The organism is Pandoraea faecigallinarum (assembly GCF_001029105.3).
In the GTDB taxonomy this organism is placed as follows: Bacteria; Pseudomonadota; Gammaproteobacteria; order Burkholderiales; family Burkholderiaceae; genus Pandoraea; species Pandoraea faecigallinarum.
On record NZ_CP011807.3, the window covers coordinates 4,332,995 to 4,344,831 of the forward strand.

Here is an 11,837-nt window from a genome sequence, read left to right on the forward strand (position 1 = left end):
GCGGCGTTCAGCCGAAATTGCGGTTGAGCCAGACCGCGCCGTAGCCAAGCGCGAACATCGTGAGCAGCAGCGGCACGGAAATGCGGATGATCTGGATGACGAGCGGGCGCGGCGGCAGGTCGTCTTCCCGCGGCATGCGCCCGGCCTCGTGCAACGCGCCCGTGCACAGCGCCGCTGCCAGTGCGCTCGCAAACACCCAGAACGTCTGGTTGTAGAGCAAGGCGATGAGCAGCAACGCGAGCGCCACGTTGCGTCCGTGATAGATCAGATTGACGGTGTTGCGAAAGGCTTGCGGCGACATGTCGGAAAAGCACTGACGCGTGCACGGATGCACCGCCTGCGCGAAGGGTCTTGTTATTTGTCCTTTTGACCTGCGGCACGCCTCACGGCGCATCGCGGGCCTCGAAAAGCTGTGCAGAGCTTATCCAGTCCTAACGGCTTTTGCCAGCGCAGTCTTTAGTCCCTGGCGCGATACGGCGGCCTTCCTTCCTCTCGAGACCGCGGTGCCGGGCGCCACGCGAATGGAGTATCCTCCCCCGCATGACCGCCCCCGCTTCCCCCCGTATCCAGCACGCCGCTCAGGACGCCCGCGAGGGCGCCCCGGCGCGAGCCGTCTATGTCATCGTGGCGCATCCGCGCTGGCGCGATTCGCGCGTGAATCGCCGTCTTCTGGAAGCCGCACGAGGCATCGAAGGCGTTGACGTCAACGACCTCTATTCGACATACCCCGACTTCAGTATCGACGTCGCTGCCGAGCAGCGACGCCTGGCGCGCGCCGATCTGATCGTTCTCGTCCACCCGATTTACTGGTACAGCATGCCGCCATTGCAGAAGCTCTGGTTCGACGAAGTCCTGTCGTGGGGCTGGGCCTATGGGCAGGACGGACATGCCCTCGCGAACAAGGACCTCTGGCTCGTGGCCAGCACCGGCGGCCCGGAAGACAGCTACCGGCCCGACGGCTACAACCAGCATCCGTTTGCCGCATTCCTGCCGGCGTACGAGCAGACGTCGCATCTGTGCGGCATGCGCTTTCTGCCGCCGCAGGTGCTCTACGGCGCGCGCCGTTGCGACGACGCCGCGCTCGACGCCCACGTCGGCGAATTCGCCGGCCGTCTTGCGACCTACCCGCACTGGCCCGAATTGATCTCGATGGCGCACGCCGCCGAATGTCAGGCCATTCCCTCCACCGACCGGCCGCACTTCTCGCCGGCCGAGGCCATGGATACGAACGCCGGCACCGGGAGGGCCGCCTGATGGAACACGTACCCGCCTGGCTGCTTGCCAGCCTGATTTACCTCGCCGCGGCCGTGATCGTCGTGCCGCTGTCGCGCGCGCTCGGCCTCGGCGCGATCATCGGCTATCTTGCTGCGGGGATCGCCATCGGCCCATGGGGTCTCGGCCTCGTCTCGCGAGTCGAAGATGTCCTGCACTTCGCCGAATTCGGCGTGGTGCTGATGTTGTTCCTCGTCGGTCTGGAGTTGGAGCCGCGGCGTCTGTGGAGCCTGCGGCGGCCGATCTTCGGCTGGGGCTCCGCACAGGTCGCCGGCTGCGCAGTGCTGCTTTTCGCCGCCGGCGTCGCCCTTGGCGCACCGTGGCGCATCGCCCTCGTCGCGGCGTTGGGACTGGCACTCTCCTCCACCGCCATTGCCTTGCAGGTGATGGCAGAGCGCAACATGCTCGCCACGGCCAGCGGTCAGGCCGGCTTCTCGATTCTCCTGTTTCAGGATGTCGCCGCCATTCCGATACTGGCGCTGCTACCGCTGCTCGCGAATTCCGTCGACAGCCATGCGATGACCGGCACCACCCGGGCGCTCGAAGCGTTGAAGATCGTGGGCGTGATTGCCGCCATCGTTCTCGGCGGGCGGCTCGCGCTGCGCCCCTTACTACGCTGGATCGCCAACAGCAGGACGCCGGAAATCTTCACGGCGGCCGCGTTGCTGCTGGTCGTCGCCATTGCCACGCTGATGCAGCTCGTCGGTCTGTCGATGGCGCTCGGAGCCTTTCTTGCCGGCGTGCTGCTCGCCGAGAGCGAATACCGCCGCGAACTCGAGACCGACATCGAGCCGTTCAAGGGATTGCTGCTGGGCCTGTTCTTCATCGCCGTGGGCATGAGCATCGACTTCGGCGTGCTGCTCGCGCAACCGCTGCGCATGATCACGGTCGTCGTCGGCTTCATGGCGCTCAAGGGTCTGGCGATCTACGGCGTGTCGCGGCTGATGCAGTTGCCGTACCAGGAGCGTCCGGTCTTCACGCTGCTGCTCGCGCAGGGCGGCGAGTTCGCGTTCGTCGTGTTCCAGTCCGCCGGACCGCAGGTGCTGCCGCCGGCCGTATCGTCGTTCCTGATCGGGGCCGTGGCGTTGTCCATGCTGCTCTCGCCACTGTTGCTGGTCGCCATCGACAAATGGCTGTTACCGCGCTATGGCATGAAGGGTTCACCCCGCATGGAGGAGATTTCGGAGCCGCAGTCGGCGAACGTCGTGATCTGCGGCTTCGGGCGCTACGGCCAGATCGTGGGCCGCACGCTGGTGCCGCAGGGCGTGTCGGTAACGGTGCTCGATCACGATCCCGACACCATCGAGAGCCTGCGCCAGTTCGGCTTTCGCGTGTTCTACGGCGACGCGACGCGTCTCGATCTGCTGCGCATTGCGGGCGTGGCGAATGCGCGCGCCGTCGTCATCGCCGTGGACGACGTCGATCAGTCGCTCGAAATCGCCGACCTGATGCGCGAGCACTTCCCCGAGGTGCCCGTCGTCGCCAGAGCGCGCAACGTCGGACACCTGTTCCAGTTGCGCGAGCGCGGCGTGCAGCATATCGAACGCGAAGTCTTCGAGTCGTCGCTGCGCAGCGCGCGCTCGGTCCTCGAAGCATTGGGATGGCCCGCGGCCGAAGCCCGCGAGGCGACGATGGCATTCAGGCGCGCCAATGTGCAGTTGACGGACGAAATGTATCCCTCCTACCAGGATCGCAACAAGATGATCGCCACCGCGAAGGAAGGGCGCCGTCAGTTCGAGGAACAGATGGCGCGCGAGCGCGCCATGCGTCATGCGCAACGTCAGGTCACCTTCGGCTGGGACGGCGAGCGCGCGCCCGACGGCACGAAAGACGATCGCCACGCATGACGTTGCGCCTTAATCGAATGGCTTGAAGTGACCGTCGGCCGGCGCGCGTGCATCGGCACGCAGGCGCGTTTCAGCCTCCACGCCGGCAAGGCCGCGATAGTAGAGATGCACCGCGATGGCCGCCGAGTAGCGGCGAATTTCCACGAGCGTGAGGTGCGCATGCTCAGCCGACGTGAACATCAGATACGGCGATTCTTCTTCGATCAGGCTTGCGACCTGATGCAAACCGTGGCGGTGCAGCACCTCGGTGAGTTCGTCGCGGCTGCGATGCGTATTCGCGTCGGTGGCCGGGTACATCATGCGCAGCAGGATGATCGGATGATCGGCAACGGCGAGCGACAACGCCTGCACGACAGCGTGACTATCGAGAGCCGTAGCCACGGCTTCACCTTCGGGACGATGCTGCGGAAAGAGTTGCTCAAGGGTCAGCGACATGGTGTGTCCATTGCAAGGTAGCTGTGAAAACTGCGACAGCGGCTCTACAGTCTAGTCACCTCTTTGCCCGCGATATAGCGCGCTGCGCGAATACCTGCGTTGCACGGCCCGCAACAATTACCGGATATTTCAACGCATCGTCGTCTCGTCCCGCCGCCCTTGCGCACACGGCGCCTGGGCATGATGACGCGCCACGCCCCCGTCTGCACGGCGCGCGCGCATCGCCGATGGTATGATTTTCGGCGACGCCGACACGACTCATACCGATGCGATATCCCGAACAGATGTCCGACACGTCAGCAGCCGCCGTGGCCGAAGCCGACCATGTCATGCGCCATTGGCAATACGATGTCCAGGGACCCGTGGAAATTGGTTCGGACTCCCACAAACGCATGTTCTGCCGCATGTTGCTGGAGTCTCACAATCCTTATAAGCCCGCCGTCATCGAATGGCCGACGCTGCCGCCCGATGCCCTCAAGCGTCTGACCGCGCTGCCCATCTGGGACATCGCGGTGCAGACCGAAGGCCGCGCGTCCATTCGCGTCGCAACGTATGCGGCGACGATTCAGGATCCGCTCCTGCGCGCGGCGCTCGTCATGGACGGCGAGGAAGAAGCGCGCCACAAGGTCGTGCTCTCCAGGCTGGTCGAGGCCTACGGCATCGAACTGGCCCAGGAACCGCCCTATCCGGCCCCGAAAGACGCCGAATGGGCGTGGATGAAGACCGGCTTCAGCGAATGCATCGACAGCTTCGTCGCGTTCGGTCTGTTTCGTTCGGCTCAACGCTCGGGCTACTTCCCCGAAGCGCTGGTCGAGACCTTCGAGCCGGTCATTCAGGAAGAAGCGCGCCACATTCTTTTCTTCGCGAATTGGGTGGCCTGGTATCGACGCACGCTGCCTTTCTGGAAGCGTCCATGGTTTTACGCGCGCGTGGCGGCCGTGTGGGTGACGCTGATCTGGGATCGCATGGCGATTGCCCGCGGCATCGATACGGACGGCGTGGCGCGCGACGCCAACTTCCCCGCCACGGGCACCGCCGACATCGGTGAATCGCTCAAGCCGCGCGATCTGATTGCGCTGTGCCTCGAAGAGGATGCACGCCGCATGGGGGGCTACGACAAGCGCCTGCTGCGTCCCACGTTCGTACCGAAGCTCGCACGCTTCGCGCTGCGTTTCATGAAGGCCTGAGCGCCTCCCCACAACGACAAAAAAGCCGTCCCGAGTGCGACACCCGGGACGGCTTTTCGATGGGCAAGTTCGGCGGCTTCGTCAGCCGTCCGGCAATCAACTGCCCTGGAACTCGTTGAGTTGGCCAGCGGCACGGGCGCGGGCGAGGTCCTGCTTGACGTCGGCGCGCGACACGCTCTGGCCTTGCGAGGCGACGATCGGATAGTCGACGTCGTTCTCGGCGAGCAACCCCTGGGCACGCGCTTGTGCCAGTTCCGACTTCACATCGGCGCGGGTCTTGCCCGGGCCCGAAGCGACGTACGCCGGATAGTCGGCGTCGCCGTGCGGGATCAGACCGTTGGCACGGGCCTGGGCCAGATCGGCCAGCACGGCAGCGCGGGTCAGCGCTTGACCTTGCGAAGCGATTTCGGGGTAGTTGTTACCGTTCTCGGCAGCGTTGCCGGCAACGGCACTCAGCGAAGCGACGGCAGCGATAAGGGCGATAGCGATGTTCTTGCGGTTCATTTTCATAACTCCTGTCAGTTGCGACGGCTTTGTTTTGAATGGCGCCGTCGATGGAAGGAAGTCTAGAACTCGCCATCACGATGAAAAACGCGAAATTTGTCGAGGAACTATTGTGCGTTTCGATAGGAATGAATGCACCACTTCGGTGCGTTGCCGGATATGAAAACGCCGCGGCCGCCGGGATGGCCGGCGACGTGCGGCGGGGTGCGGCGGGGTGCGGAAAAAGCACGAGAGCGCGTGAAAAGCCCGGGGCAGGATGCTCAGTCGACGAGCGAAGCGCCGAGCGCGTCGAGCAGGAAGTTCGTGCCGCGCTCGCGCGAGCCCGCGTCGTCGTAACCGTCGAGGAATGCGCCCTGCTCGGTCATGACGAGGTGCGTGCCGCCGTCGCGCGCCTTGAGATCGATGGTCGCGAGCGACACCGAAATCTTGCGCGTATCGAGATGCATCTCGTAGGCGTAGACGAGACGCGTGTCCTTGACAACGTCGTAGTAGAGCGCATCGAACGTCGACACCATGCCGCTCTGCCACTTGCCCTTCGCGATCTCGCGTCCTCCAGGGCGCACATCCATCGTGCGCTCGATCAGCGTCAGTCCCTCACCGCGCGCAAACCAGCGGTCCTTGGCCTCACGCTCGACCAGTGCGCGAAACACACGCGCCGGCGATGCGGGGTACTGACGTTCGATACGGAAGGTCGCATGCACGACGCTGCGAGACGTCGGCGCTTCGGCCTCGCGCATGACTTCGCGACCGAGCTTGTCGAGCGTTTGCGTCCAGCCCTGTCCGGCACCTTCCGGCATCCAGGCGAAGGCGGGATCGAGCACCGTATAGCGTTGCTCCACATCTAGCCGCGTGCCTTGCGCGACATCGGTGAACGTGGCGGTCGTGAGCGCACTGAACAGCGCGTGGCCCTTTTCGTCGGTCACGGTCATGTCGATGACGAGACGCGCGGGGGCATCGACGTCGACGAAGCGCCCGCGAATCCAGTGCGACTCGCCCTCGGGCGACTGCATGCGCAGATCGAACGCGCCACCTTCACGCGCCTCGATCTTCGCTTCGGGGACCGTGAAACCGGCCGGGCAAAACCAGCGCTTGACGGCCTCGGTCGCCGTCCACGCACCGAACACCACGTCGCGGGCGACCGCGTAAGTCCGGCCCACGGTCAACGGCTGACGTTGCGCCGTCGCTTTTGCTTCACTTGCTGTCGTCATGAAGGTCTCCTTCGGGCGGCAGGCTGGCCAGATACTCGCCCAATCGGTCGAGATGGCCTTCCCACTCGTGACGGCGCTGATTGATCCATCGCTCGGCAAGGCTCAGCGCCTGAGGTTCGATCCGGCACGTGCGCACACGTCCGGCCTTTTCCGTTCGCACCAGTCCCGCGCTCTCCAGCACGGACAGATGCTGCATGACCGCCTGCAACGACATCGCCAGCGGTTGCGCAAGCGCACTCACCGACGCCGGCCCCTGCGCCAGCCGCACGAGCATCGCGCGGCGAGACGCATCGGCCAGTGCCTGAAAGGTCAGATCGAGGGTGTTGTCATGGTCAAGCATGTACTTGAGTATAATCGCGTCAAAAACTAAAGCAAGGACTTTAGTATTAAAAATTTCAGCCGGTGTCCGGCGACAGGGATCAGGTGATGATGTGATGCTCGCGCGCACGCATCTGCGCCGTGTGCTGGCGATGCAGAATTTCCCGCAGAGATTGCTCGATGGTCTCGGACATGGCGTCGAGCGCCAGGTCGTTCGGTTCGAGTCCAAACGGCTCTTCGATTTCGGCACTCACCGCTTCGAGCGCGAAGAAGGTGTAGGAGATGAAGGCGACGATCACCGGCGTCATGGGGCCGATGGAATCCACGAGTCCGAACGGCAGCAGCAGACTGTAGAGATAAGTGACGCGGTGCAGGATCACGCCATACGTGAAGGGAATCGGCGTGGTGGCAATACGCTCGCAGCCGCCGATGGCCTCGCCCAGACGGTCCAGGTGCATCTCCATGAGTTGCGCGAGCGGCGCCTCGATCTGACCGCGCATCCGGCGCTCGCGCAACCATTCTCCGGCCATGAGCAGGAGCGTGATCGGCTTGAATTGCTTGCGCCCGAGGCAGGTCACGTCTTCCTTGCCGAGCAGACGATCGAGGTCGGCGCGCGGATCGGTGCCCCGCAATTGATGACGCATTGCGTGCACGAAGGCGATCAGATAGGCGACGAAGCGCGGCGAATCCGACGTGTCGGACACGAGCGTCATCGACTGACGCGACAGCGCGCGCGTCTCGTTGAGTACGCTGCCCCAGAGCATGCGGGCTTCCCAGTAGCGGGCATAACTCGTGGTGTTACGGAAGCCGAGAAAGATGGCGAGCGTAATGCCGATCAGCGAGAACGGGATGAACGTAAGCGGGATCTTCCATTCGAAGATACGCCCGTGCGCGAGCGTGACGGCAATCGAGATGATCGTGGTGAAGACAAGCTGCGGGGCGATCTTGGGCAAGATCGAGCCGCGCACGACGAATAGCATGCGCAGCCAATGCAGGTTGGGACGGACGATCATGATGACGGAGACGCTCGCAGGCGCTGAGAAACCGGCGGTGGGGGTAGCCGTTGGGGCCGGATGATACGCCGATATTCGCGTCATTGAAATGACTTCGGCCGATGCAACGGACCGAACGCATCGAATGGCCGCGGCTGCGCATCGGCGGCAAACCGATAGCGGAACACCCGCCGGATGAGCGTCCGGCGGGCGCAGCCCGTTGTCTCGCCGCCTTGCACAGTGCGAGACGCTACTTGACCTCCAGCGCCTGCGCCAGCGTTACCGGATCCTGGAAGATGCTCGAAAAATCGAGTCCCCCGTGACCGTTCGCGCGATGGACTTCGAAAATACGCCGGGCAAGATCGCCCAGCGGCGTGGCCACGTCGCTCGACACCGCCGCCCCATGCGCGAGACGCAAATCCTTCGCCATCAGGTCCGTTGCGAAGCCTCCCGTGTAACCGCGCGACGACGCCGCGTTCTCCATCACCCCCGGACACGGGTTATAGACTTCCAGCGTCCAGTTGCGCCCGGAGCTTTGCTGCATTACCGCCGAGAGCACCTTGGGATCGAGCCCGTTGGCGATGCCCAGACGCAGCGCCTCGCTCGTGCCCGCCATCAGAATGCCCAGCAGCATGTTGTTGCACAGCTTGAGCGTTTGTCCGGCACCGAGCGGCCCCCCGTGGTGGATGGCCTTGCCCATGTTGCCGAGCAACGGCCGCATGCGCTCGACGAGTGCCGCGTCGCCCCCGACCATGAACGTCAAGGTGCCCGCGGCGGCGCCCGCCGTGCCACCCGAGACCGGCGCGTCGAGCAGCAGCGTGCCCGGGCGCGCGAGTTTCGCCAACTGGCGCGGAATTTCCGGCGGCACCGTGCTGCTGTCGATCAGCACCGCGGGCGCGGGCGCATTCGCGAGCACACCTTCCGGGCCGTCATACGCCGCGAGCACGTGTTCCCCCGCGGGCAACATGGTAATGACGACCTGCGCGTCGCGCACGGCGTCGGCAATCGATTTCGCCGCTTTGCCGCCCGCCGCCACGAGGCGCTCCACCGCCGCGCCCGACAAGTCGAAGCCGCGCACCATATGCCCGGCGCTCACGAGATTCGCCGCCATCGGTCCGCCCATATTGCCCAGGCCGATGAAGGCGACGCGCAGCGGTCCTTGCTGAGTTTCCGTAGCCATGGTCCGTCTCCGAAGTTACTTCAGCGTGATCGTGGTGTTCACGCCCGCCGGGCCGGTGCCGCGCGCCTGCCAGCGCGCAGTCACGGTCTTCGTTTGCGTCCAGAACAGAATCGCCTGCTTGCCGTTCGGCCCCAGATCGCCGAGCTTCGAGGCTCGCGAACCGGTGAAGCTGAACCACGCGACGGGCACCGGAATCGGCAGGTTGATGCCGACCTGACCGACGTCGATCTCGTTCTGGAACTGACGCGCGGCACCGCCATCCTGCGTGAACAGCGCCACGCCGTTACCGTTCGGGTTCGCGTTGACGAAGGCGATCGCCTCGTCGAGCGTCTCGGCGCCCGCCATGCACAGCACCGGCCCGAAGATTTCATCCCGGTAGATCGACATATCGGCCGTCACGCCATCGAAGATCGTGGGGCCGACGAAGTTGCCGTCCGGCGCGTCGCTGACCGCGTAACCCCGCCCGTCGAGCAGCAGCTTGGCGCCCTCCTCCACGCCCGCGCCGATGAGTTTCTCCACCCGCGCGCGTGCCTGCTTCGACACCAGTGGGCCTACGTCCGCCGTGCGATCCGTACCCGGGCCGACCTTGAGCGCCCGCGCCCGCTCGACAAGTTCGGGCACCCACTCGCGCGCTTCGCCCACGAGCACCGCCACCGACGTCGCCATGCAACGCTGCCCTGCCGCCCCGAAGGCGGCGCCCAGCAGGTGGTTGATGGCCTGCTCGCGATCCGCGTCCGGCAGAATCACGCAGTGGTTCTTCGCGCCCATCATCGCCTGACAACGCTTGCCGGCTTCCGAAGCGCGACGATAGATGTGCGTGCCGACGTGCGTCGAGCCGATGAACGACACGGCCTTGATGTCGGGGTGATCGCAAATGGCGTTGGCGATGTCCGGGCCGCCGTGCACGACATTGAGCACGCCCGGCGGCAGACCGGCTTCGAGTGCGAGTTCCGCAAGCCGCAGCGACGCGCTCGGGTCCTGCTCCGAGGGCTTGAGCACGAACGTATTGCCGGTTGCCACCGCGAGCGGGAACATGAAACACGGCAGCATCACGGGGAAGTTGAAGGCCGTGATACCCGCGCACACGCCGAGCGGCTCGATGAGGGTGTAGACATCCACGCCGCCCGCCGCATTCTGCGCGTACTCGCCCAGTTGCAGCGAGGCGATCGAACACGCATGTTCGACGACTTCGAGACCGCGTCCGACTTCGCCTTCGGCATCGGGCAGCGTCTTGCCATGTTCGCGCGTAATCAGTTCGGCAAGCTCCGCCGTGTGATCGCGCAACAACTGCTGAAAGCGCAGCATCACGCGCATGCGGTTGGCTTGCGAGGTATTGCGCCAGCCCTTGTAAGCCGCCTTGGCGGATGCGACGGCCGCGTCGAGCTCTTCGGTCGTTGCAAACGGCACTCGCGCGACGACCTCCTGCGTGGCGGGGTTCACGACGTCACGCCACTGCGACGTCTTCGATTCAACACGCTTGCCATCGATGAGCAGCGCAATAGTGGGTAGGGACATGACACGCTCTCCAGATCGAAACGAATACGGGTGAAGGAATCCGGGTGAAAGTTACTTCGCTGCCGTGCTCGTCTTCACGAGCGGACAGATCGATTTCGACAGCGGCTGGAAGGCTTCCGTCGCGGGGACGGTGGCCACTGTAGTGTAGTAATCCCACGGCCCCCTGGACTCGGCGGGCGATTTCACTTTGAACAGATACATGTCGTGAATCACGCGTCCGTCCGGCCGAATGGACGCGTTGTGCATGATCGGATCGCGAATCGGCAATTCACGCATTTTTTGCGCAACGACCTTCGCATCGACACTCCGGGCAGCCGCCACCGAACGCAGGTAATGCAGCACGCTCGAATACACGCCCGCCTGCACCATCGTCGGCTTCAGGTTCCTGTACTTCTTCTGGAAGCGATCGGACCATTTGCGCGAGGCGTCGTCGAAATCCCAGTAAAAGCCGTCGGTGAACAGCAGGCCTTGCGCGGTGTTCAGGCCGAGCGCATGCACGTCCGAGAGGAACACCAGCAGCGCCGCGAGCTTCTGTCCGCGTTGCACGATGCCGAATTCGCGCGCCTGCTTGAGAACGTTGACGGTGTCCTGCCCGCCGTTGGCGAGCGCCACGACCTGCGCCTTCGAGCTTTGCGCCTGCAAGAGGAACGACGCATAGTCGGAGGCATTGAGCGGGTGGCGCGACTGGCCGACGACCGTGCCGCCGAGCGTCTTCACAATGTCCGCGGCGTCCTTTTCCAGCGAATGGCCGAACGCGTAATCGACGGTGATGAAATACCAGGACTTGCCGCCGTCACCGACCACGGCGCGCGCGGTGGCGGCCGATTGCGAGTACGTGTCGAACATCCAGTGAAAGCCCGTGGGCGAGCAGTCTTCGTTGGTCAGACGCGTGGTCGCCGGGCCGGAGAACAGCACCACACGCTGCTTGTCCATCGCCAGCTTCTGCACGGCAAGCGCGGCAGCGGAGTTGGTCAGGTCGGCAATCGCATCGACGTTATCGCGGTCGAACCATTCGCGCGCCTTGTTGGCGGCCACGTCGGCCTTGTTCTGGTTGTCGGCCGAGACCAGTTCGATCTTCATGCCCTTGCATTCGGCGGCCAGACAGTCGTCGATCGCGAGTTGAGCAGCAACGACCGAGCCAGCGCCGCCCATCGCGGAATACGTCCCCGACATATCGGTGAGCACCCCCACTTTCACGGGACGATCGGGCAACTGCGCAAACGAACCGAGAGACGACAATCCCAAACCCGCGCCGAGTCCCAGCGCGAGCAGCCACGGCTTGATCTTCATCGCTTTTGTCTCCTTGAGGTCTTATCGAACGCTCTTATGCTTTTTTGGCGCCGAGGTCTATGCGCGGCGCTCATAAATTGTATTTGTGC

Annotated in this window: 12 protein-coding genes; 3 read left to right on the top strand and 9 right to left on the bottom strand. The window is 64.4% G+C overall.

Translation table 11 applies throughout. The features are described from left to right. Positions 1–7: 7 nt before the first annotated feature. Positions 8–301 carry a hypothetical protein gene (locus tag AB870_RS19020; protein ID WP_047905892.1) on the bottom strand — a complete coding sequence of 98 codons (294 nt, stop codon included), beginning with the start codon at positions 299–301 and terminating at the stop codon, positions 8–10. Between the two features lie 239 nt (positions 302–540). Between AB870_RS19020 and kefF the strand changes: the two genes are divergently transcribed. Together kefF and kefC are read left to right on the top strand one after the other, a co-directional pair. Next, positions 541–1,254, top strand: a complete 714-nt coding sequence (gene kefF / locus AB870_RS19025) for a glutathione-regulated potassium-efflux system oxidoreductase KefF (protein ID WP_084663887.1) — start codon at positions 541–543, stop codon at positions 1,252–1,254. Beyond that, positions 1,254–3,119: a glutathione-regulated potassium-efflux system protein KefC gene (gene kefC, locus AB870_RS19030; protein WP_047905893.1), complete on the top strand. Its 1,866-nt coding sequence runs from the start codon at positions 1,254–1,256 to the stop codon at positions 3,117–3,119. The genes kefF and kefC overlap by 1 nt, the downstream gene beginning before the upstream one ends. Before the next feature lie 9 nt (positions 3,120–3,128). On the opposite strand, the gene AB870_RS19035 is transcribed toward kefC, so the two are convergent. Next, entirely contained in the window at positions 3,129–3,554 is a 426-nt protein-coding gene (locus AB870_RS19035; RefSeq protein WP_047905894.1) for a hypothetical protein, read from the bottom strand. Positions 3,555–3,838: 284 nt separating this feature from the next. On the opposite strand from AB870_RS19035, the gene AB870_RS19040 reads away from it, so the two are divergent. Then, positions 3,839–4,741, top strand: a complete 903-nt coding sequence (locus AB870_RS19040) for a hypothetical protein (RefSeq protein ID WP_047908436.1) — start codon at positions 3,839–3,841, stop codon at positions 4,739–4,741. A 96-nt stretch (positions 4,742–4,837) separates the two neighbouring features. Here the strand turns inward: AB870_RS19040 and AB870_RS19045 are convergent, their stop codons facing one another. From AB870_RS19045 to AB870_RS19075, 7 genes are all read right to left on the bottom strand, one after another. Next, the gene (locus AB870_RS19045; protein ID WP_064674933.1) at positions 4,838–5,245 is read right to left on the bottom strand and encodes a DUF4148 domain-containing protein; all 408 of its coding nucleotides are present in this window, start codon (positions 5,243–5,245) and stop codon (positions 4,838–4,840) included. Between the two features lie 260 nt (positions 5,246–5,505). Continuing rightward, complete coding sequence (locus AB870_RS19050) at positions 5,506–6,453, bottom strand: SRPBCC family protein (protein WP_047905895.1); 948 nt, start codon at positions 6,451–6,453, stop codon at positions 5,506–5,508. Then, a complete protein-coding gene (locus AB870_RS19055) occupies positions 6,437–6,793 on the bottom strand; it encodes an ArsR/SmtB family transcription factor (RefSeq protein ID WP_044456996.1) in 357 nt (118 codons plus the stop codon). The genes AB870_RS19050 and AB870_RS19055 overlap by 17 nt, the downstream gene beginning before the upstream one ends. Before the next feature lie 79 nt (positions 6,794–6,872). Further along, positions 6,873–7,784, bottom strand: a complete 912-nt coding sequence (locus AB870_RS19060; protein WP_047905896.1) for a bestrophin family protein — start codon at positions 7,782–7,784, stop codon at positions 6,873–6,875. 229 nt (positions 7,785–8,013) lie between these two features. Further along, positions 8,014–8,943 carry a 3-hydroxyisobutyrate dehydrogenase gene (mmsB, locus tag AB870_RS19065; protein ID WP_047905897.1) on the bottom strand — a complete coding sequence of 310 codons (930 nt, stop codon included), beginning with the start codon at positions 8,941–8,943 and terminating at the stop codon, positions 8,014–8,016. 15 nt (positions 8,944–8,958) lie between these two features. After that, positions 8,959–10,458: a CoA-acylating methylmalonate-semialdehyde dehydrogenase gene (locus AB870_RS19070; protein WP_047905898.1), complete on the bottom strand. Its 1,500-nt coding sequence runs from the start codon at positions 10,456–10,458 to the stop codon at positions 8,959–8,961. 51 nt (positions 10,459–10,509) lie between these two features. Continuing rightward, positions 10,510–11,748 carry an ABC transporter substrate-binding protein gene (locus tag AB870_RS19075; protein WP_167362716.1) on the bottom strand — a complete coding sequence of 413 codons (1,239 nt, stop codon included), beginning with the start codon at positions 11,746–11,748 and terminating at the stop codon, positions 10,510–10,512. Positions 11,749–11,837: the final 89 nt, after the last annotated feature.

Bases quoted from the DNA above. Each gene is read 5' to 3' on its own strand.
- AB870_RS19075 (WP_167362716.1), bottom strand. From the start codon at position 11,748: ATGAAGATCAAGCCGTGGCTGCTCGCGCTGGGACTCGGCGCGGGTTTG.
- AB870_RS19050 (WP_047905895.1), bottom strand. From the start codon at position 6,453: ATGACGACAGCAAGTGAAGCAAAAGCGACGGCGCAACGTCAGCCGTTG.
- kefC (WP_047905893.1), top strand. From the start codon at position 1,254: ATGGAACACGTACCCGCCTGGCTGCTTGCCAGCCTGATTTACCTCGCC.
- AB870_RS19040 (WP_047908436.1), top strand. From the start codon at position 3,839: ATGTCCGACACGTCAGCAGCCGCCGTGGCCGAAGCCGACCATGTCATG.
- AB870_RS19020 (WP_047905892.1), bottom strand. From the start codon at position 301: ATGTCGCCGCAAGCCTTTCGCAACACCGTCAATCTGATCTATCACGGA.
- AB870_RS19035 (WP_047905894.1), bottom strand. From the start codon at position 3,554: ATGTCGCTGACCCTTGAGCAACTCTTTCCGCAGCATCGTCCCGAAGGT.
- AB870_RS19060 (WP_047905896.1), bottom strand. From the start codon at position 7,784: ATGATCGTCCGTCCCAACCTGCATTGGCTGCGCATGCTATTCGTCGTG.
- AB870_RS19045 (WP_064674933.1), bottom strand. From the start codon at position 5,245: ATGAACCGCAAGAACATCGCTATCGCCCTTATCGCTGCCGTCGCTTCG.
- mmsB (WP_047905897.1), bottom strand. From the start codon at position 8,943: ATGGCTACGGAAACTCAGCAAGGACCGCTGCGCGTCGCCTTCATCGGC.
- AB870_RS19070 (WP_047905898.1), bottom strand. From the start codon at position 10,458: ATGTCCCTACCCACTATTGCGCTGCTCATCGATGGCAAGCGTGTTGAA.
- AB870_RS19055 (WP_044456996.1), bottom strand. From the start codon at position 6,793: ATGCTTGACCATGACAACACCCTCGATCTGACCTTTCAGGCACTGGCC.
- kefF (WP_084663887.1), top strand. From the start codon at position 541: ATGACCGCCCCCGCTTCCCCCCGTATCCAGCACGCCGCTCAGGACGCC.